Source organism: Variovorax sp. P1_H12_2 (genome assembly GCF_056405335.1).
In genome coordinates, this window is sequence record NZ_JBFUCI010000002.1 from 37707 (window position 1) to 57145 (window position 19439).

Below are 19439 nucleotides of genomic sequence, written 5' to 3' on the forward strand. Positions count from 1 at the left end.
TGGGTTGGAGATTCGGCCGCTTCAGGCCAGGGCCTCGCGCGCTGTCTGCGCCGGGCCCCGCTTCGGCAGCTCGGCGTCGTCGGTGGCTTCGGTGGCTTCTGCGGCCTCGCGGGCCCGCAGGAGGTCGGACTCGTAGGTGCGTGCGGCCACCAGCAGCGCGCTGGCCGCCAGCACACTGAAGACGGGCACCGCCGTCAGCGCGAATTCGAGCGACCAGGCGTCCGACAGGAAGCCGGCGACGAGCGGCCCGGCGGCAAGGCCGAACAGGTTCTGGAACAGCGAAATCACCGAGGCGCCGGTGGCGCGGATGCCGGGGTGGATCACGTCGATGACCGCCGCCGGCAGCGGCCCGACCGTGCAGGTCATCAGGAAGCCGCCCACCGCCAGCAGCGCGAACTGCCCCTGCGCGCCGATGGCGAGCCCCAGGCGCGGAGCGCCGAAAGCCAGCATCAGCACCAGCATGGACGCCACGCACAGCAGCGCCACGACGTACAGCTTGGCGCGCGGACGGTGCCGGCCGGCGCGATCGGCCACCGCGCCCCAGACCACGCTGCCCAGCGCGCCGCAGAGCACGACCAGCGCCGCGTTCATGGCGGCCTTTTCCGGCACGACGCCGTGGACGCGATTGAGAAAGCTCGGCAGCCAGGACCAGATCGCGGAGACCACGACCAGCTGCGCCGCACCGGCCACGCAGAGCCACAGCATGGTCCGCGTGCGGATCAGCGCCTGGGCGATGGCGCCGGCGGCGCTGCGCGTCGAGCGCGTGGCCCGGTCGAGCCTCGGCGTGAGCTTGACAGTCGGATAGTCGCGCACCTTGAGGTACAGCAGTGCGAGGATGAGGCCCGGCACGCCCACGACGCCGAAGGCGGCCTGCCAGCCGAAGCGCGCCGCGATCATGCCGCCGAGCAGCACGCCCAGCACCGAGCCGACCGAGGCGGAAGCAAAGAAGCCGGCCAGCAGGGCACCGCGCAGCCGTGCCGGGAAATGGCTGGCAATCAGCGCGGCGCCGACGGAGCCGTAGCCCGCCTCCCCGAGGCCGACCATGGCGCGGGCCGCCAGCAGCTGGCCGTAGCCGCGGCTGAACATGCACGAGATCGATGCCAGGCTCCAGACCAGGCCCATCACGACCACGCTGCGGACGCGACTGCCGCGGTCGGCGAGCAGCGCCACCGGGATGGCGCCCAGGGCGACGGTGACCGACACCGCCGACACCAGCCCGCCGAGCTGCTTGTCCGACAGGGCCCATTCGGCCTTGAGGTACGGAAAGAGCGACACGATGACCTGGCGGTCGATGTAGTCGACCATCATCAGGCCGATGGTCATGGCGAAGGCGAACCAGGCTTGCCCGCGGCTGAACAGGTAGCCGTCCTCGTGCCCTTGCGTCGCTTCGCGAAGCGCAGCGGTGTTCATGCTCAGAGCGCCAGGACCGTGGCGCCGACCGTCCGGCGCGATTCGAGTGCGATGTGCGCCTCGGCGGCATCGGCGAGCGGGAATACCTGCTTCGGCTCGCTGACGATGCGGCCTTCCAGCACATGGCCGAACAGCTCACCGGCCATGTCGAGCATGTGCGCGCGCGGCATGATGTAGTGCATCATCGCGGGCCGCGTGAGCCACAGCGAGCCCTTGGTGGCGAGCGTCATCGTGTCGATCACGACCGGGCCCGACGTGGTGCCGTTGCTGACCAGCACGCCGCGCGGGCGCAGGCTGTCGAGCGAAGCTTCCAGCGTGTCCTTGCCGACCGAGTCGTAGACCACCGGCACGCCCTTGCCGTCGGTGATCTCCCGCACCCGCTCGGCGATGTTCTCCCGCGAGGTCACGATGGTGTGCGCGCAGCCGTTGGCGCGGGCGATCGCGGCCTTCTCGTCGGTGCTGACGGTGCCGATCATCGTCACGCCCATCGCGCGCGCCCACTGGCAGGCGATCAGGCCCACGCCGCCGGCGGCCGCGTGGTACAGGATGGTCTCTCCGCCGTGGAGCGGGAAGACCTGGCGGAACAGGTACTGCACCGTCATGCCCTTCATCATCAGCGTCGACGCGGTGCGATCCGACACACCGTCCGGCAGCGGAATCAGCACCTCGGCGGGCATGACGCGGACGTCCGAGTAGGCGCCCTGCGGTCCGATCAGGTAGCCCACGCGGTCTCCCACCCTGAGGTCGGTCACACCGGGGCCGACGGCCTCGACGACGCCCACGGCATCGGAGCCCAGCCCGCTGGGCTTCGGCAAGGGATAGCGGCCGGTGCGGAAATAGATGTCGATGAAGTTGACCGCGACGTAGCTGTGGCGCACGCGCGCCTGGCCGGGGCCCGGCTCGCCGACCTCGACGTTTTCCAGTTTGAGCACTTCCGGGCCACCGGTCTCGTGCAGGCGAATGGCTCTTGCCATGGATGTCTCCTAATGATTCGAAATGAGGTGGGCGAAAAAACGGCAGGGCTCAACCTGCCGTTCGCAGGCCGCGTTCTTCGCGGCCCTCGGCTCAGGCCGCCTTGCGCAGGAAGCCCTGATGGCCGCCCTTGCGGTTGGGCGCGAAGCCGTTGGCCAGCAGCGACTCCTCCACCGTCTTGTAGAAGACGCCGATCTTGCAGATCTCGCGCGCCTGCCGGGCGGTGGCCACCTCGCGGCCGAACTCGCGCGAGATGCGCACCAGCTGCTCGATCTGCTCGACCGTGCTCATCTTCTTCGAGCGGGCCTGGTTCCACAGGTTGTCTTCGGTGCCGCAGCGCACGTGCAGGCCCATGGCGATGCCCATCATGTTGACCGGCAGCACGTTGCGCATCGAGCTTTCCACCGTCAGCACCGCGCCGTCCGGCGTGGCGCGCACGAAGTTCGCCAGGTTGTAGATGTTCGGCGCGTCCATGCCGCCGCTGATCGCCACCCAGTTCATGACCAGCGGGCCCTTGTAGATGCCGCGCCGCATCAGGCGCTCGACCGACTCGAAGCTGTTGATGTTGTAGCACTGGAAGGCGCTCTGGATGCCGGCTTCGTTCAGGCGGCGAATGTGCTCCTCGGCCCAGCCGGGCTGGGCCGGCACCGTCATCTCCTTGTAGGCGTTGAAGACCGCCGGGTCTTCCATCGAGGTGCCCTTGTAGTCCTCGTACTCCCAGTGCTCGACCACGTTCATCTGCGAGGTGTTGATGGTCACCGTGACCTGGTCGGGCTTGGGGTCGAGCTCGGCCAGCATGTGGCGCGTGTCGTCGCTCAGCCACTTGGCGGCCGCGCCCTCGGACTCCGGCGCGAAGCTGATGGAGCCGCCCACCTGGATGATCATCTCGGGCACCGCGTGGCGCACGCCGGCGATCAGTTCGTTGAACTTGGACAGGCGCTTGCTGCCCTTGCCGTCGAGTTCGCGCACGTGCAGGTGCAGCACCGTGGCGCCGGCGTTGTAGCAGTCCACCGCCTTCTGGATCTGCTGCTCCATCGTGACCGGGATGTCCTCGGGGAAGTCGGAGGGCACCCAGGACGGCGCATAGGGCGCCGCCGTGATGATCAGGGGTTGCTGGTTTTCGGGATACAGGGAGCCGTCGAGAAAGTTCATGGTGTAGACCTCGTGGGAAAGGGAACAGGAGGAAGAAAAGAAAGATCCGCTCAGAAGGTCGCTTCGCCGACGATGCCGGCGCGCTCCATCTTTCGGACCGCGGGCCAGTAGTCCTGCACGGCGTAGTGCTGGGTGCAGCGGTTGTCCCAGAAGGCCACGCTGTTCTTCTTCCAGCGGAAGCGAACCTGGAACTCGGGAATGGCGGCCTGGCTGATCAGGTAGTTCAGCAGCTGGCTGGCGCCGGGCGCGTAGTCCTGGCCGTAGCGCACGTTCTCGGGCGTGTGGAAGTTGACGAAGTGCGTCGCGAACCCGTTCACGAAGAGCACCTTTTCACCGGTCTCGGGATGCGTGCGCACCACCGGATGCTCGGCGTCGGGGTACTGCGCCTTGAGCTTGTGGCGCTGCTCGATCGGCATCGCCGCGCCGAAGGTCGCTTCGATGCTGTGGCGGGCGCGCAGCCCGGCGATCTGCACCTTGATCGACTCGGGCAGGTTCAGGTAGGCCGCGGCCATGTTCGACCAGATCGTGTCGCCGCCGACCTCCGGCGTCTCGACGCAGCGCAGCACGCAGCCGAACGGTGGCTTGTCGCGCCAGGTGGCGTCGGCGTGCCAGGCGTTCTCGTAGTGCTCCTTCTTGCTGTCGAGGTCCTTGTAGATGCGCACCAGCCCCGGGTGTTCGGGGTCGCTGCCGAGCACCGGGTGATTCTCCAGCTCGCCGAAGCAGCGCGCGAAGGCGACGTGCTCGGCGCGCGTGATGTCCTGATCGCGAAAGAAAAGCACCTTGTGCTTGAGCAGCAGAGCGCGAAGCTCGGCCATCAGGCCGGGATCGCGCGAAGCCGCGCCAAGGTGCACGTTGTGCAGTTCGGCGCCGATCGTGCAGGTCAGCGGCTCGACCTTGATGGAGGTCTTCAGCGCTGCGGCCGAGACGACGGCGGGTCCGGCCGGCAGCGGGCTCGGGAGGGTGACTGAGTTCATGGGCCTGTGTGTCTCCGTGGTGAGCCTCTGGACGGATCCGGGCTCGTTGGGGGTGGAGCGAGCCGCGATCCGGCGGCTCCGCAGGCACCGAGAATAGGCAGAAGGCCCCGCCGGCGCCCCCTCCTTGCAGGAGGGGCACCCACCCCACCCCAACCCACCCTGGCGGAGGGCGGCGGCCCTAGTCCGCCGGCTGGATCAGCCCGAGGATGCGGGCACGAAGCACGGCCTGCTTGCGGGTACCCGCATCCAGCTTGGCGAAGAGGTTCTTCACGTGCCACTTGATGGTGGTCTCGCCGACCTGCATGGCGCGTCCGATTTCCTTGTTCGACAGGTTGCGCGCCAGCAGCTCCATCACCTCGCGCTCCTTCGGCGTGAGCACCATGCCGAAGGAGGCGGCAGGCCGTGGCGCCTCCGGCGGCTTCGTCGCGGTCGGCCGCGGCGCCGACGCCGGGCCGGGGGCGAGGGCTTCGCGCCCAGGCCCTTCTGCCGCGACCTTGCGCACCCAGTCGCCCAGATCGGGATGCGCGTCGGCGAACACGCGCCGAAGACCGTAGGTATCCGCCAGGTCCATGGCTTCCTGCAGGCGTGTCTGCGATTCCTCGCCGCACCGGTCGAGGGCGAAGGCATGCAGGCCGAGGATTTCGATATGCAGGCGGCCCTGCTGGAGCGCCCGTGCCAATTCGTCGGCGCGCGACAGCGGCTCCAGCGCAGCACGCCAGTCCTTCGCGGCAATCGCCGCATACCCCTGGGCCACCTCGCGCAGGATGTCCACGCTGCGCCGCCAAAGCCGGCCCTGGGGCCATGCGTCGTCGCGCAGCAGCGCATCGATCCGCTCGCAGAGCTCTCGGCAACTCGCCGAGCGGTATCGCCCGGCATGCATCCGCACCTGCTCGGTCAGGCTTGCGATACGCAGACGCGGCAGCCCTCGGGCAGCGCCGACGGCATCGAGGGCGCCGAGCAGCTCGAGCGCACGGTGTTCGGCGCCCTCGGCCGCCGCAATGCGCGCCATGGTCCGGTAGGCCAGCAGCAAGGACTCCGCGAAGCCGCTGCGCTCGAGGATGTCCAGCCGATCGGCCAGCAGGGCTGTCGCATCGTCGGGACGGTCGCACTCCCAGGCCGCCGCGGCGAGCAGCGCCGCCAGCATGCAGCTGAACCGGTTGCGCCGCCCCAGGTCGGCCTCGGCGCTCGCCACGGCCGGCCGCAGAAAGCTGTCGGCAAGCAGGATCTGCCCTTCCCAGATGTAGCTGAGCCCGACGATGAACTCGCCCCAGCGTCCGATGTACCCCACGCCGCGGCCGAAATCGCCGCGCGGCGCCTGTTGCTCGCGCAGGCGCGCCAGGGCCGGCTCGCCTTCGAGCAGCGCACGGTACGCCGTCCGGTTGGCATGCACCTGCAGGAGCATCGGATCGCGCAGCGGCGCTGCATCCGCCCAGGGATCGTGCAATGTCGCGAAGCGGTCCGGATCGTCTGCGAACAGCGCCGCGCCGCCGAGGATCAGCGCGCATTCGCAGCGAAGCTCGTCGTCGACCTCGGGCTGGGCCAGGATCCGCGCCACCAGGCGCTCGGCTTCCTCGTGGCGTTCGCTGACTCCCAGGGTCCAGGCGGCAGCCAGCAGGAGCCGAGGCCGCCGATCCAGTTCGGCAGCCGGCAGCTGCGCCAGCCATTCGAGCACCGCCCCCTGGCGGCCATGTCTCATGATGGACTCGTAGAGGCTGCGCTCGGCCAGCCCATAGGCCTTCTGCTGCTCGCCTGCGGTCAAGGCATGCCGGGCCGCGTATTCGAGCAAGCCGTGGTCGGCGAGCCATGCCGCCGCGCGCGCATGCGCCTCGCCCTGCTGTGCCTCGGTCAAGGCCGAAAAGAGCTTGCGCAACACGTCGCGCGCGAGGGTGTGCATGCGCAGCCAGTCGCCCCGTTCGGCCGCGGCGAAGACCGGCGTGTCGCGGCTCAGGCGCGCCAGTCTTTCGGTCGCGTCATCGTACTGCGTGACTGCGCGGCACAAGTCCGGATGCAAATGGTCCAGGATCGAGATGCGAGTGAGGAAGTCGCTGTCGCCGGGGTCGAGGTTGGCGAGCAGCAGCTTCACGAAGTGGTCATGCAACTCGCCGCCCAGCGCGGCCATGCTCGCGACATCGGCGTGCGCATCGACACCGCGTGCGACGATCGTCAGTGCAAGCTGAAGGCCCAGGGGCCAACCCTCCGTCAACTCATGCAGCCGGGCGGCGGTGTCGTTGTCGAAGCGAAGTCCCAGCCGGCCTCGCACGAGTTCCAGGGTTTCGGCAAGCCGGAAGCGAAGCGAGGCCGGCCCGATCACGACGCATTGGCCGTAGGCGATGAGATCATCGATGTCCAGTCGGCAATCGGGACGCGCGCCGATGATCACGCGCAGGTTCGGCGGCGCATTGCGCAACAGATAGGCCAGGGCTTCGCGCGAGGCCGGCGGCAGGCGATCGGCCTCGTCGACGATCAGTACGACGTCGAGCGCCGACTGTGCCAGTTCCGCGAGCCACACCGTGACACCCTCGAGGCCGCCGGGGCCGACGGCTTCGAGCAGGGTATGGCCGAAAGTGGACCGCCCGGCTGCGCGCCGGACCGCCAGAGCGAGGCTCTGCGCCAGCCGCTGAGGGTCGTCCTGCGGCTGGCCCGACAACCAGGCGACCACCGACCCGTGGGACAGATGCTCGAGCCGCCACTGTGCCAGCAAGGAGGTCTTGCCGAATCCGGCCGGGGCTTGCACCAGGATGGCGGGAAGATCCCGAATCGCGGCTTCGGTGGAAAGGAGGCGCGCGCGCGAAACCAGATGGCGAGGCACCCGCGGGGGAGCGACCTTGAGCAGCAAGTCATCGTCGACTTCGGCGGGACCACGCGTCACGAAATTCCCTCTGAGAACATGAGGAGGTGCGGAAGTCGACTGCCCGGTGCGATTCAGGTGACTCGACAGCTCCCCGTCGCGCAAAGGCAGCCCTGCAGCTTCGGGAATTCTAGCTTCGCCCTCGACGTGGCTGACGCAGCGAATTCTGCCCCCCCGCGAAAGACGGCCTTCGACGTCGGCCGAACGCGGACTCCTCAACCCGGAATATTCGGCTCGACCAACTGGGCCAGCGCGAGCAGCGACTCCTGCCAGCCCAGGTAGCACATCTCGGCCGGAATCACATCGGGGATGCCTTCCTGCACGACGGACATTTCGGTGCYGCATGACACTGGGGTCAGCGTCACGGTGGTCTTCATGGTGCCCGGCAGGTTGGGGTCGTCGAACGTCGCATCGTAGGCAATGCGCTGGCCGGGGACAAGTTCCAGGTACTTCCCGCCGAACGAGTGGCTGTGGCCGGTACCAAAGTTGGTGAAGGACATGCGCCAAGCGCCCCCGACCACGGGCTCCATGTGATGGACCTGGCCCGTAAATCCGAAGGGTGGCAGCCAGCGCTCGAAAGCGCTGGGTTCGACGAAGGCACGGTAGAGCCGGTCCGGTGAAGTGCGCAGCACGCGGTGCAGACGGATGGTGTTGGTAGCCATGGTGGTTTTCTCCTGAAGTTGCCGAGGATGATCCTCACTGACACGACGAATGAGCCTGCGGAAAATCGACACCGCGCGACGTCGCCCCGCATTTGCATCAGCCGAGGCGTGCCGGCCCGCTGGGCTCGAATGCCTGCAGCGGTACGGCTCCAGTCGCCATCGGCCCGGCGCCTGGGAAGGATGGAGCCGCCAGACTGCGCTTCATCAGCCATGGCACACCCGGCAGGCGCAGGCCCATTGCAAAGAGCGCATCGCGCCAAAGTCCGCCGCCCTGGGCCTGGAAGCAAGGCGTCAATGCCCTGCTGAGGGTCTGGAACGCCTGCGACGGTCGCAGCCGCTGGCTCGAGTACTCCCGCGCGGCTTCGGATGCGCCGTGACCCTCCACGGCTTTGGCAAGGGCGAGGGCATCTTGGATGGCGAGTGTGGTTCCAAGGCCGAGTTGGGGGCTCATGGCGTGCGCGGCATCGCCCACGACGCAAAGAGGCCCCTCGCCCATGGCGCGCGGCCACGTGTGGCGATAGACCGCAAACGACAGGTCGTCGTGGCGTCGAATTTGATTAACCACGGGCGCCGCCTCCGGCCAAAGCGACAGCACATGCGAGCGCCATGCGCAGAGGTCGCCCGCCTGCCATTGGCCATAGCGGTCGACGCGAAGACTCCAGAAGAACGAGAGGCGAACCGCGTGGCCTGAGACCTCGGTCGGCAGAAGGCCCATCATCTCCGACGTTCCCCTGAACCGCTGGAGCAGGACATCCGGCTCTTTCCACTCGGGAACCCAGAACTGGCCCCACAGGGCGCCCCACCGGTAGGTCTTGGAAGGGCCTGCAAGGCCGACGTTCTCTCTCAGGCGCGAAGCGGCCCCGTCAGCAATTGCAAACAGGTCGAAATCTGCGCCCCCTTGATTCGTCGTTGTCCGTGCGCGCCCATCCAGCGGTGTGAGGGATTGGACCTCGCACCCCAAGGAAAAATGGACCCCCGACGCTTGCGCGGCCTGGTAGAGCACTCGGGAAAGCGCAGCCCGGCCGACAGCACGGGCTGGCGAGCCCTCGTAGTCGATGTCGACGACGCGCCACGCGCGGTGGCTGGCCCCAAGAAGCCGCCTGATGGGAACGCTGATGCTGTCGAACTCACGCCGTACACCCAGTTCTTCGAGTGCGCGCAGGCCCTGCGGCTGGATGAGCAGCCCGGCACCCAGCGGTTCGAGAGTCGGATGCTTCTCGAAAACCTGAACCCGGTGGCCTTGCCGGCTCAATGCAATCGCTGTGGCCAGACCGGCAGGGCCGGCGCCGGCAATTCCGATGTTCAGTTTGGTTGACGGCGGTTGCATGCGGTGCTGAGTCGAACCACTTGAGCATATAGCACCGTCGGGTTGCGGTCCTCAAGCAGACTTGGGAGAAGTGGTTCTTTGGCGAGCATTTGACTGTCACTGAGCAGTCATCAAGAATGGCAAGAGCATCCGAGGAGTACCCCATGAAGCAACGACGCGTCAACTGGGAAGTTCCAGGCCCGTTTCCAATTCGTGTGGTTGCAGCAGCCACGCTGGTCGCATGCGCGACGCTGGCCGGTGCACAGACGGACACGCCTCAGCAGCGCTACGACAGCCTCATCGCTCGCTGCAACGATGGCACGATGCCCCGCCCGGAGCGCGATGCGTGCGTGCGGGACGCCGGCCTCGTTCTGCAGCAGGGGCGATGGGGGAGCTCGGGAAATTCCCAGACAGAAGACAGGTCCACGGTGATCTCACCCAGCGGCGCATCACGCACGGGCACCGACTCCAGCACCATCTTCACCTCGCCGGACGGCCGTGCAGTCATCGTGCCGCCGGCCGGCTCCGCGCCGCCCGCCGGCGCCGTGACGCAATAGGCGACCGGCGCCGAGATCAATCACGACAACCCGACTGGGCGTTGGGCTTCGGTCGAGCATCGCGGTGTGCGGAGCGATCTGGATGCGTCTTCGATGCATGGCGCCGTCTCCCTACTCCCTCGCAAATCTGTCAGTCAGCCCCAGGCACAGCGGTCCGTCGAAATCGAACGGGCGCCGCACCACGCCAGCGTCTGAACGCCCGGCTGAAAGAGAACTCCGACTGGTAGCCGACGCGCAGCGCGATCTCGGAAAGCCGCAAGTCGGTCTCTTGCAGCAGTTGCGCAGCAACGCCCATGCGCCATCTCGTGAGGTAGTTGTGCGGCGGTTCGCCCACCGAGGCGTTGAACTGTCGGGCGAAGGTCGCGCGCGAGAGGCCGGCCTCCTTCGCCAGTTCTTCCAATGTCCAGCCGCGCTCGGGCGACTCGTGGATGCAGGCCAGCGCACGTGYCAAGTGCGGGGTGCGCACAGCGGAGAACCAATCGTTGACACGTGGTCCAGCGGAGTTCGCCCAATCACGCATGAAATATACGAAGAGCATGGATAGCAGGTTGCGCACGACGATCTGATTGCCGAAGTTCGGCGTCTCGACCTCGGCCTGCAGAAGGCGCATCGTGTCGCCCAGCGCGGAGTCGCCCGGCTCACTGCCGGGGCGCAGGTGCACCACGGCTGGCAAAGCGCGCATCGCCGGCAGCGCAAGGTGCCGGTCAATGCCGAACTCGCCGCAGATCAGCGTGCATGCCTCGGTCGCGGAATCGGCGACGCCATTGCGCCGTGCCATGAATTCGGCAAGCGGCAGGGCCTTGCCGCGGGCCGAATGGGCCACTTCGTGTGCCCTGCCCCGGGGGAACAGCACCAGTTCACCAGGCAAGACCTCGATGGCTTTCGCATCGGACTGGCGCACGACGGCGCGCCCCTCGGCCACGAAGTGGAACACCGCGGCGTCGCGCGCGTCGACGGCAAAGCCCCAAGGACCGGCCACGCGCGTGCGTACCAGCACCATGCCGTCGGCGCGCACTGTCCTGAGCCAACCGTTCAATGCCTGCATGGCCGCATGGTAGCGAATGAGACGATTGGTTATTGAATCGAGACTCGCACGCATGGATCGTCTGAGCAATTGGCGCTCCAATCGCTGCAACGCCACGCATTCGCGAGGCGTGTCAAAACCCGGAGAAATCATGCAAAGAGCCAAGATTCAAGCCGCAGTGGCCACCATCTACGACCAGATCTTCAATGAAGGCCAAGCCGATCTGCTGCCGGGCCTTGTCGCAGGTCCTTACATTCAGCACAATCCACTGTTCCCGAACGGCACGGATTTCATCACCGGCTTCATCAAGCAGGTCAAGACGGTCCCGTGCGAAGTCAAGCGCGTCGCGATCGATGGTGATCTGGCCTTCATCCATGTGCGGTATCTGGATTGGGGTGGCAAGGAAACCGCGGGCGTAGACATCTTCCGCTTCGATGCCGATGGAAAGATCGTCGAGCACTGGGACGTGCTGCAGCCGGTGCCAGAGACGGCGAACAACACGAACACGATGTTCTGAGCGAGTCGAAATGACGCTCACACCCCAGTGAAGTCGAATCGCAGGTGCGTGCGTGTAGCTGTCTCGCCCGAGCATCTCGAGCAGCTGCTCTTCACCCAACAGTCATGGGCGTGCGCGGCGGCATGTCATGCGACCTTCGGTTCGGACAGGACGGCCGTCAACGCAAAGTCGACAAGATGGAGCCAGGTGGCTTCGAGGCCCATGATGCTGTGGTGGTTGGAGCCGGGAATCGTCTGCACGCTGATGGGCGTCGGCCAGGCGGCGATGAGCTTCTGCGAGCGCTCCGGCAGCACGACGTCGTCCGACTCGGCCAGCAGGACCTGAGTTTTCGCGGCGACCTCCCGGCTGTGAGCGAGCGAATTGAACGGATGCCGCAGCAGGATCGAAAGCGGCACCAGCGGAAAGCGCTTCCTCGCCACCTCCAGCATCGAGTCGTACGGCGTGACCAACTGGAGGCTCGAGAACTCCTGTCGCGCCACCAGCTGGATGGCCACGCCCGTCCCCAGACTTCGGCCGACCACGTGCAGGCGTACCTTCGGCAAGGCCCGGCGCAGGTGATTGGCAAACTGGCACGCGTCCGTGACCGAAGCGACTTCGGAGGGGCGACCTTCGGAATCGGCCACCCCCCGATAGTTGACCGCGGCAAATCCGAAGCCTTCCGGCAGCCAGTGCAGGGCCTTGGCGGTGGCGCGGACGTCCTCGCCTCGACCCGCGAAATAGATGAGCAGGTCCTGCAGTGCAGCCTCGCCCTGGGGGTGATAGACATACCCGCGGACCATCCCGCCCGGCACGGTGTGAGAGTAGGTGGAAAAGTCGTCGGACAGGTGAACGACCGGGTGGCGCTTGCGGGCGTCGAACAGGATATGTCCCTGGCGTGTCGCCAGGAGGGTCCAGTAGGCCGCGATGCTTCCAAGCGCAGCCGCCGAGGCCGAGAGTGCGATGCGAGAGACTTTGGATGACAAGGTTGGATCCTGACCGCCTTCCGAGGCGAGGGGTATCGACCCGAAGGTCCGCGACGGGCCCGACAGCAGTCGGTCGTTCGTGAGCTTAGCAGCACGCTCTTGGCGCTCGCCGCTGTGCGAGCAGGTCTAGCAGTCCTCAATCAGCCGTTCACCTCGGCGTGCATGCTCTCAAATCCATGCCTTCACCGCTCAGCCGTCGCTCGCCGTTGGAGGAGTTTCTGCCATGACCTGCCAAGCCTCCGAACCGCTCGCGTGCCTTGCCAGCGAACTGACTGTCAAGTTGGTGCAGGGCATGATCGAGTCGCTGCACCAGTTATGGCATTTACGTGTCAGCCTACGATTGACTCACCACTTCGGCGGCAACTTTCTGAGCAGCACGATGCGCTCGCGCGAGACTTCGATGTAGCCACCCTTGGCCAGGTCGGTCAGCAGCCGGTTGACCATTGCCTTCGAAGCGCCCACGCGCTCGGCGATGCGCTGCTGGCTCAACGGCCCGGGCACCACGCGCAGGCCTTTGTCSTCGACCGCCAAGGCGTCGAAGAGCCCCACGAGCCGGCCGTAGACGTCCACCGAAGCCAGGCGGCCCACCGTGCGCGTCAGGGTGCGCACGCGCTGCACCAGGCGCTGGATCAACTGAAACGCAAGCTCGGGCCGCTGCGCCAGCACGCGCTCGGCCTCGGCCCGGGTCACGCGGGTCAGCCGCGCTCGGGTGGTGACCTGCACCGTGGCGGAGCGCAGTTCACCACTGAGCATCAGTTCGCCGAAGAGCTCACCCGCGTGCAGCGTATTGAGCTCCACCACGCGTCCGCCGTCCCCGGCCACGAACGCGCGCAGCTCGCCTTCGTGGATGAGGTACATGCAGTCGGCAATGTCGCCCTCGGTCACGACCAGGGCACCAGGCTCCCAGGTACGCGTGTCGCCCAGCCGCGCCAACTCGGCCAGGAAGTCGCCGGAATTCTCTGCCCTCGACCCTTCAAACATGCCTGCTCCTAGCTTGCACCTGAGGCCGAGACTGTACGGCACGGCCCGCCGGTCGCAGGCCTTGCTCGAACGCTCGGAGCCTGGGCGCAACTCGTCAGAGGTCCGCGCATGTGATGGCGGGCCGGGCCTGGCTTTAAATCCACGCAAATGTCCACGGAGCCGTTAGTCTTGCCGACTGCGCCTTTGAAACCGTCTGCGGACCCGGAGAACCCATCATGCCAGCGATGAACGTACCCATTCCCACCTTGCCAGGTCAAGGCACCGCGGCGCGCGCGTTGCAGCTGTCGCTGTCCCGCACGGCCTATAACTACGTTCGAAGCTACCCCCATCTCGAGGCGGTGCCGATGTGCGCGGGCGTGCCGCCTGGCGAGGAGTTCAGCGCCGCCTACAACGCGCTGGTCGCGCAGACCAGCGCGCAGATCGCCGAGAACTTCGCCCGGAATGCGCGCAGGTTCCTGGCGCAGGAGATCGAGAAGGACCTGGACARCATCCAAAACGACATACCTTTCCATGCCTTGCGACTCAGTACGGATTTACGCCAACTCGAGCAGGATGTTGAAAWGCTGGTCGACGGCATCTTTGCCGCTGCCGCCGAGACGGTGGAAAAAGGTCCCACGGCGATTCTCAAGTCGACCCTGTTCGACCTGGTACGGTCGCCCTTCCTCGAGGCCAAGGCAGAGTCGGACTACGAAAGCCTGATCGCCACGCTGCCCACGCCCCAGATGTTGGYGATCGAGGCGAAGGCTTGGATGTCCGAGAAAGGCAAGCCATGCGAGCAGGATTGGTTCTTCGGTTATCTGCAACTGGCCGGCTTCAACACCACCAACTTGCGCCGCGTGGTGCACGACAACGCGACGGGCAGCAAGGCGCTGGCCTGGAGCGAGCTGAAGGCGAAGATGACGATCCCCGATACAGTGAAAGTCCTGAGCCGAGGCGGCTCCACCCCCCTCTCGCTGGCCGAGATGATCAGCGACGGCAAGCTCTACGCCTGCGACTACGCCGCGCTGATCGGCGACGGGAAGCTGGAACCCAAAGAGAGCTGCCTGCACCGCAAGCACCGCTACCTGCCGTCGCCCATCGCCCTGTTCTATTGGAACGAGTCACCTCCCGAGGGCTATCCGCCGGCCTACGGGAAAGGCCAAGCGGGCGTGTTGCAGCCCATCGCGATCCAGTTGGGGCAGACCCCGGACTCTGCCATCTTCAGCCCGAACGATGTTTTCGATGCGAACGATGCCAATCATCTGAAGTGGAAAATCGCCAAGTACTTCGTCAACGTGGCCTGCGCGATTCAACACGAATCGGTCGCCCATCTCGGGGATTGCCACTTGATCATGGAGGCCGTCGCGGTGGCCACGCACCGCCAATTGGCAAAGGAACACCCGCTGTTCCATCTGCTCGAACCGCATCTGCGGTTCACCATCAGCATCAACGATGGCGCCGCACACAACCTCATCGTCCCGGGTGGCGTGGTGGCCGCCAACGTCGGCGCCCACATCGATTGGACGCTGCAGATGGTCAACGACGCGCGTATGGCCTGGCGCTGGGGCGAGAACAGCCCGGACAAGATCTTTTGCCTGCGCGGCGTAGACCAGCTGGCGGCCTACCCGTTTCGCGACGACACGCTGCTGCTGTGGAAGGCCATCAAGGATTTCGTCACCGGCTACGTGGCGAGCTACTACCTCGACGACGCCTCCGTCAGTACCGACCGGGAACTCATGGCTTGGGTGCACGAACTTGGCTCCCCGCAGCACGGCAATCTGCGAGGGTTTCCCGCGACGCTGAACACCCGTGACCAACTCGTTGAAGTCGTCGCGCAAATGATCTACACCGCAGGCCCTCTGCACGCGTCGGTCAACTACGGTCAGTATCCCTTCGCGGGCTTCGCGCCCAGCGTGGCCGCGGCGATCTACAAAGCCGCGCCGACGCGCGACGACCCGATCGCTGACGAGACGAAGTGCCTGGAGTGGTTCCCGCCGCTGGACGTCGCGCTGTACACCCTGTCGTTCGTGTACCTGCTCAGCAGCATCCAGTTCGACGCGCTGGGGCACTACGCCAGCAACCCGCAATACCCGCACTTCGCGCACCGCCCGGCCCAGAAGGCCCTCGAGGCTTTTCAGGTTGCGTTGGCGCAGGCCGAGATCACGATCCACCAGCGCAACCTCGAACGGCCGATTCCCTATCTTTTCCAGTTGCCGTCCAGGGTACCCAACAGCATCAGCATCTAGGCCGCGCGCAACCAGCGTGCCCCGTGGGTTGTCAGCAGGCCTCGGGCTGGCATCCCGGTGCCAGCATCTCGGTCGTTGCTTCGACGTCGATCACGCCTTGGCTGTGCATGACGGCCTCTCCAGCGATCACCAGCGCGCGGCCTGCCCCGCCGCCCATCCACTGCCCCTGCCTGCGCCGCGCGGCGGCGCTGTACAGCTTCAACCCCGTGGCGTCGAAGGTGGCTGTCGCAGCCTGCAGCCACTCTGCCGCCCGAGCCGGTTGCCGCTTTTCGCACGCCAGGCCGGCTTCAAGCACCGCGGCCCAACCGGGCAGGTGGGGCAGGCGGGTCTTGTTCATCAGCCTGACCGTCGTTCTGGCAATCGCCAGACCTTCGGCGACGTCCGTCGAGCGTTGCCGCGCGGCAGCCAGTGCACAACCGGCTCGGTAATAACTCATCAACCCGAACGCAGTCTTCATGCGCAGGAGCTGCGATTTTTCAAGCGCCGACCACTGTTGCGCTGCCAGCAAGACGCCTCGCGCCGGCTGACCCTCGTAGAGCGCCAGGTTCAGATCGGCCAAGAGGATCAGGTAGTCGGCCCATTGATAGATGCTTTGAACTTGATAGCTGGCCTTGGCCTGGCCGAGCCGCCGGCCCGCGTCGGCAAGACCGCGGTGCGCCAGCAAGGCAGGCGCCGCAAAACCGACCACGCCGCAAGCCAGATACTGGTCGCCCCGTCGCAAGGCGTTCTCGACAATGCCAGGCGCCGTGGTCGAGGTCTGGGCATAGTCTCCAAGATGATTCGCCGCATTCACGCAGTAGAGTTGGGTGCCAGCCAACTCGAACGGCACCTCCGTGCATTGAGAACCCAACCACTCCAGGACATCTTGCAGTACCGGTTGGGCTTCGGCGAACCGACCTTCATGAGCCAGCACGCAGCCGCGAATTTGCCGAACCCATCCCGTCAATTCGTTCTGCGACACCTCGCTGGCCAAGCGCTCGGCTTGCAGCATGATCGGTTCCGTCTTTGCGCGCGTGCCCAGGCCATCGAGGCTGACCATGTAGGCCTCCATGGTCAGGGCCCGCGCCGCATGCGCACGTGAGCCCGTGTTCAGGGCCAGCCGCGCATAGCGGGCCGCCATGTCGACCATCACGAATGCATTGTTGCCGACCGACCCTTGGACCACCGACCACATCGCGCCCAGCCGGGCTTGATCGCCCGGTCCGGGTACTGCGGTGGGGTCGATCTTCAGCCCTCTGCACATGAGCAGAAAGCGCGAAGCCAGCGCCGCGACCATCGCTGCCCGAGGCGACCGCGGCATGGACAGGCCGATGGCGGCCAGCACCTCGCCCAACAGAACTCGCGCCTCGTCGGTAAAGCCACTGGTGCTGAGCAAATGCGCCGCTGCACGCTTGTGTTCGAGCGCTTCCTGCGGCGGCGCACCGATGCTCGCAGCACGATAAACCTCTGCGGCCTCGCGGCTGTTGCCCATCGATGCCAGCATCGCGGCGAGTTTGACTTGCGCCTGCCGGAACCGCGCAGGGTCGGCACCGATGAGGTCCAGGCACTGTCGATACTGGCGGGAAGCGAACTCGAACGCCAGCGCGGCTGCAAAGACATCGCCTGCCTTCTCGTAGTAGACGCTGGCACGCTGGCTGTCCCCGGCGCCATGAAAGTGCAGCGCCAAGTGCTCCGGCTCCGAGTCCTCCTGCGCGGACAGCGCTTCGGCCAGGCGGGCGTGTATGCGGCGCAGGGCGTCGGGGGTCAAGGCGTCGGCCACGGACTCGCGAATCTTGTCGTGATAGCACTCCAGCACGCGACTGTGCGCACTGACCCTTGCGGTGCGTACGAGCCGCTCGAACAACAAGGCGTCGAGGGCTTCATGCGTCGCATCGGCGGCATCCACGGCCAACTGCGCTGCCATCGGGCGGCCTGCCACTGCCAGCACGTTCAGCACATCGCGCGCTTTCGCAGGCAGCAGGCTGACGTGCCTGTCCACGGTCTGGCCCAGCGTGAGCGCGGTCGGGCCGGCCCCCGTCAGCCGGGCCGAGAGCGCCTGGCGAACCAGTTCACCGACGAAGAAGGGACTGCCTCGGCCCTCGGCCGCGATCGACGCGGAGTCCGCGGTGGCGGCCGAACCGAGCAGGCGCTGCGCCAACCGCACCGAAACTGCCGGCGGCAGCGGGCCCACGTGCAGAGAACGGCACTCCACCCGCGGACTTTTGGCCGCGATACCCAGGATTTGCTGCAAGAGCGCGTTGTCCTGGGCGTCTTCGCTGCGGTGCGTCGCCACCCACAGGAACGGCGTCGGTTCCGGCTGGCTCAGCAGGTACTCGAGGACGACGATCGAATCGCTGTCGGTCCATTGCAGGTCGTCCACGAAGATGACCAACGGCCGCCGGTCGCGCATGCGTCCGAGCAGTTCACTCAGCGCGGCGAACGCGCGCAGTCGCAGTTCCTGGAGATCGGGGATGACCTTCTTCGGCCCCTGGGCCACAGCGTCGACACGCTCGAGCACGGGGAAGAGGCGTGCCAAGGCGTACATCTCGCGCGGCATCAGATCGCCGGCTTCTTCGCGCGTCAGCCCGTGCAGGTGGCTGCTGAGCTCGTCCATCACCGAGTCGAAAGCCTTGAAAGGCACGCTTTCACGGTCGTAGCAGCGTCCCTCGAGCGCGACCGAGCGTCCACTGGCTCTCACCTGGTCGAGAAACGCATGCATCAGCGCACTCTTGCCCATGCCTGACTCGCCGCTGACGAACATCGCGACCGGACGGCCGGCCAGCATGGATGCATGGGCGGCGTGCAGTGCAGCCATTTCGCTCTCGCGTCCGAGCAGGATGTCGGCCCGCAGCGCCATGCCCGTCAGTTCCGCGTGTGCAGGGCCCGATACGGGGGCCACTTGGCCTGGCGCGTCCGCCCGGTCGAGGGCTGCCTGCACCTGGGCCGCATCGGGCCGCGCTGCGGGGTCGCGCTGCAGCAGCGCATCGCACAGCTTGGCAAGGTCGTGCGGCGCGTCCGCACTCAGGCTGTGCACGCGGGGTGCGGCCTGGTGCCGTTTGAGCTCGAGCACGTCACTGAGCGGCCCTTCGAACGGCAGCCTGCCGGTCAGGGCAACGAACAACATCGAGCCGATCGCGTACAGGTCGCTGGCGGTCGTCGGAGCCGAATTCGCCGCGCTCGAAGTTTGCTCGGGTGCCAGGTAGCCGGGTGTGCCGCTGAAGCCGACTTCGACCGCCGGGCGCCGGGCCGCGCTGGCATGCCAGTCCACGACCAAGCCGAAGTCCAGGATCACGACCCGCCCGTCCTTTTGAACGAGGACGTTCGACGATTTCAGGTCCCGGTGCAGCATGCCGGCGCCATGGATCGCCACCACGCCCTGCAGCAACTGTTTCAGGGCGGCGCGCAAGCGCTGCGCATCGAGCCGCCCGTCAGGACGCACCCACTCGTCGAAGCGCTCGCCGTCGACGAGCTCCATGCTGAAGAACCAGCCCTCGTCGCTGAACAACTCGTGCAGACGGCACAGGTTCGGGTGGTTCATGTCGGCCAGCGAACGGAACTCGTTCTTCAGCCGGTAGACGCTGCCCGGGTCGAGCCAACTCAGGGTCTTGATCGCGACGACGCTGCGCCTGAGGTCGTCATAGGCTTCGAACACCACCCCCATGCCGCCCTCGCCAATCTGGCGCAGGATGCTGAATCTGCCGTCAAGCACGCTGGTTCCGGGCAGCGGTCGAAAGCCCGAGCCCAACAACTGCGCCCCGGGGATCGGCGAGGCTTGCTGAAGCATGTCCAGAAACGACCCGCCGCGACCCTCGACCGTGAGATCGAGCCGGGCGGGTTCAATTTCTTTTTGTGACATGACGCCTTCGCAAC

General features: G+C 66.6%; 14 protein-coding genes. 3 read left to right on the forward strand and 11 right to left on the reverse strand.

Translation table 11 applies throughout. From position 1 onward, the window contains the following. Positions 1 to 21: 21 nt before the first annotated feature. The 7 genes from AC1D2K_RS00590 to AC1D2K_RS00620 form a co-directional block, all read right to left on the reverse strand. Positions 22 to 1410, reverse strand: a complete 1389-nt coding sequence (locus AC1D2K_RS00590) for an MFS transporter (protein WP_478085463.1) — start codon at positions 1408 to 1410, stop codon at positions 22 to 24. A 2-nt stretch (positions 1411 to 1412) separates the two neighbouring features. Next, positions 1413 to 2384 carry a quinone oxidoreductase family protein gene (locus tag AC1D2K_RS00595; protein ID WP_478085465.1) on the reverse strand — a complete coding sequence of 324 codons (972 nt, stop codon included), beginning with the start codon at positions 2382 to 2384 and terminating at the stop codon, positions 1413 to 1415. Between the two features lie 91 nt (positions 2385 to 2475). Further along, positions 2476 to 3534, reverse strand: a complete 1059-nt coding sequence (locus AC1D2K_RS00600) for a beta-keto acid cleavage family enzyme (RefSeq protein WP_478085467.1) — start codon at positions 3532 to 3534, stop codon at positions 2476 to 2478. 50 nt (positions 3535 to 3584) lie between these two features. Beyond that, positions 3585 to 4508, reverse strand: coding sequence for a TauD/TfdA dioxygenase family protein (locus tag AC1D2K_RS00605; protein ID WP_478085469.1), 924 nt, complete (start codon positions 4506 to 4508; stop codon positions 3585 to 3587). 178 nt (positions 4509 to 4686) lie between these two features. Further along, positions 4687 to 7377: a winged helix-turn-helix domain-containing protein gene (locus AC1D2K_RS00610; protein WP_478085471.1), complete on the reverse strand. Its 2691-nt coding sequence runs from the start codon at positions 7375 to 7377 to the stop codon at positions 4687 to 4689. A 194-nt stretch (positions 7378 to 7571) separates the two neighbouring features. After that, the gene (locus tag AC1D2K_RS00615) at positions 7572 to 8018 is read right to left on the reverse strand and encodes an SRPBCC family protein (protein WP_478085473.1); all 447 of its coding nucleotides are present in this window, start codon (positions 8016 to 8018) and stop codon (positions 7572 to 7574) included. A 97-nt stretch (positions 8019 to 8115) separates the two neighbouring features. Beyond that, entirely contained in the window at positions 8116 to 9345 is a 1230-nt protein-coding gene (locus AC1D2K_RS00620; protein WP_478085474.1) for an FAD-dependent oxidoreductase, read from the reverse strand. 143 nt (positions 9346 to 9488) lie between these two features. Here AC1D2K_RS00620 and AC1D2K_RS00625 point away from each other — a divergent pair, with 143 nt between their 5' ends. Beyond that, positions 9489 to 9881: a hypothetical protein gene (locus AC1D2K_RS00625; RefSeq protein ID WP_478085475.1), complete on the forward strand. Its 393-nt coding sequence runs from the start codon at positions 9489 to 9491 to the stop codon at positions 9879 to 9881. Positions 9882 to 10011: 130 nt separating this feature from the next. On the opposite strand, the gene AC1D2K_RS00630 is transcribed toward AC1D2K_RS00625, so the two are convergent. Beyond that, complete coding sequence (locus AC1D2K_RS00630) at positions 10012 to 10926, reverse strand: AraC family transcriptional regulator (protein ID WP_478085477.1); 915 nt, start codon at positions 10924 to 10926, stop codon at positions 10012 to 10014. 130 nt (positions 10927 to 11056) lie between these two features. Between AC1D2K_RS00630 and AC1D2K_RS00635 the strand changes: the two genes are divergently transcribed. Then, a complete protein-coding gene (locus AC1D2K_RS00635; RefSeq protein WP_478085479.1) occupies positions 11057 to 11422 on the forward strand; it encodes a nuclear transport factor 2 family protein in 366 nt (121 codons plus the stop codon). Positions 11423 to 11547: 125 nt separating this feature from the next. On the opposite strand, the gene AC1D2K_RS00640 is transcribed toward AC1D2K_RS00635, so the two are convergent. Together AC1D2K_RS00640 and AC1D2K_RS00645 are read right to left on the reverse strand one after the other, a co-directional pair. Next, positions 11548 to 12384 carry an alpha/beta hydrolase gene (locus AC1D2K_RS00640; protein ID WP_478085481.1) on the reverse strand — a complete coding sequence of 279 codons (837 nt, stop codon included), beginning with the start codon at positions 12382 to 12384 and terminating at the stop codon, positions 11548 to 11550. A 345-nt stretch (positions 12385 to 12729) separates the two neighbouring features. Continuing rightward, positions 12730 to 13365 (reverse strand): Crp/Fnr family transcriptional regulator, encoded by a 636-nt coding sequence (locus tag AC1D2K_RS00645; protein WP_478085483.1) that lies wholly within the window; start codon positions 13363 to 13365, stop codon positions 12730 to 12732. A gap of 215 nt (positions 13366 to 13580) precedes the next feature. On the opposite strand from AC1D2K_RS00645, the gene AC1D2K_RS00650 reads away from it, so the two are divergent. Then, positions 13581 to 15590: a lipoxygenase family protein gene (locus AC1D2K_RS00650; RefSeq protein WP_478085484.1), complete on the forward strand. Its 2010-nt coding sequence runs from the start codon at positions 13581 to 13583 to the stop codon at positions 15588 to 15590. A gap of 31 nt (positions 15591 to 15621) precedes the next feature. On the opposite strand, the gene AC1D2K_RS00655 is transcribed toward AC1D2K_RS00650, so the two are convergent. Then, on the reverse strand, positions 15622 to 19425 hold the full coding sequence (locus AC1D2K_RS00655; protein WP_478085485.1) for a serine/threonine-protein kinase: 3804 nt from the start codon (positions 19423 to 19425) through the stop codon (positions 15622 to 15624). Between the last annotated feature and the right edge of the window lie 14 nt (positions 19426 to 19439).

Coding starts and splice junctions, on each gene's coding strand:
- AC1D2K_RS00590 (WP_478085463.1), bottom strand. CDS start 1,410: ATGAACACCGCTGCGCTTCGCGAAGCGACGCAAGGGCACGAGGACGGC.
- AC1D2K_RS00595 (WP_478085465.1), bottom strand. CDS start 2,384: ATGGCAAGAGCCATTCGCCTGCACGAGACCGGTGGCCCGGAAGTGCTC.
- AC1D2K_RS00600 (WP_478085467.1), bottom strand. CDS start 3,534: ATGAACTTTCTCGACGGCTCCCTGTATCCCGAAAACCAGCAACCCCTG.
- AC1D2K_RS00605 (WP_478085469.1), bottom strand. CDS start 4,508: ATGAACTCAGTCACCCTCCCGAGCCCGCTGCCGGCCGGACCCGCCGTC.
- AC1D2K_RS00620 (WP_478085474.1), bottom strand. CDS start 9,345: ATGCAACCGCCGTCAACCAAACTGAACATCGGAATTGCCGGCGCCGGC.
- AC1D2K_RS00625 (WP_478085475.1), top strand. CDS start 9,489: ATGAAGCAACGACGCGTCAACTGGGAAGTTCCAGGCCCGTTTCCAATT.
- AC1D2K_RS00635 (WP_478085479.1), top strand. CDS start 11,057: ATGCAAAGAGCCAAGATTCAAGCCGCAGTGGCCACCATCTACGACCAG.
- AC1D2K_RS00655 (WP_478085485.1), bottom strand. CDS start 19,425: ATGTCACAAAAAGAAATTGAACCCGCCCGGCTCGATCTCACGGTCGAG.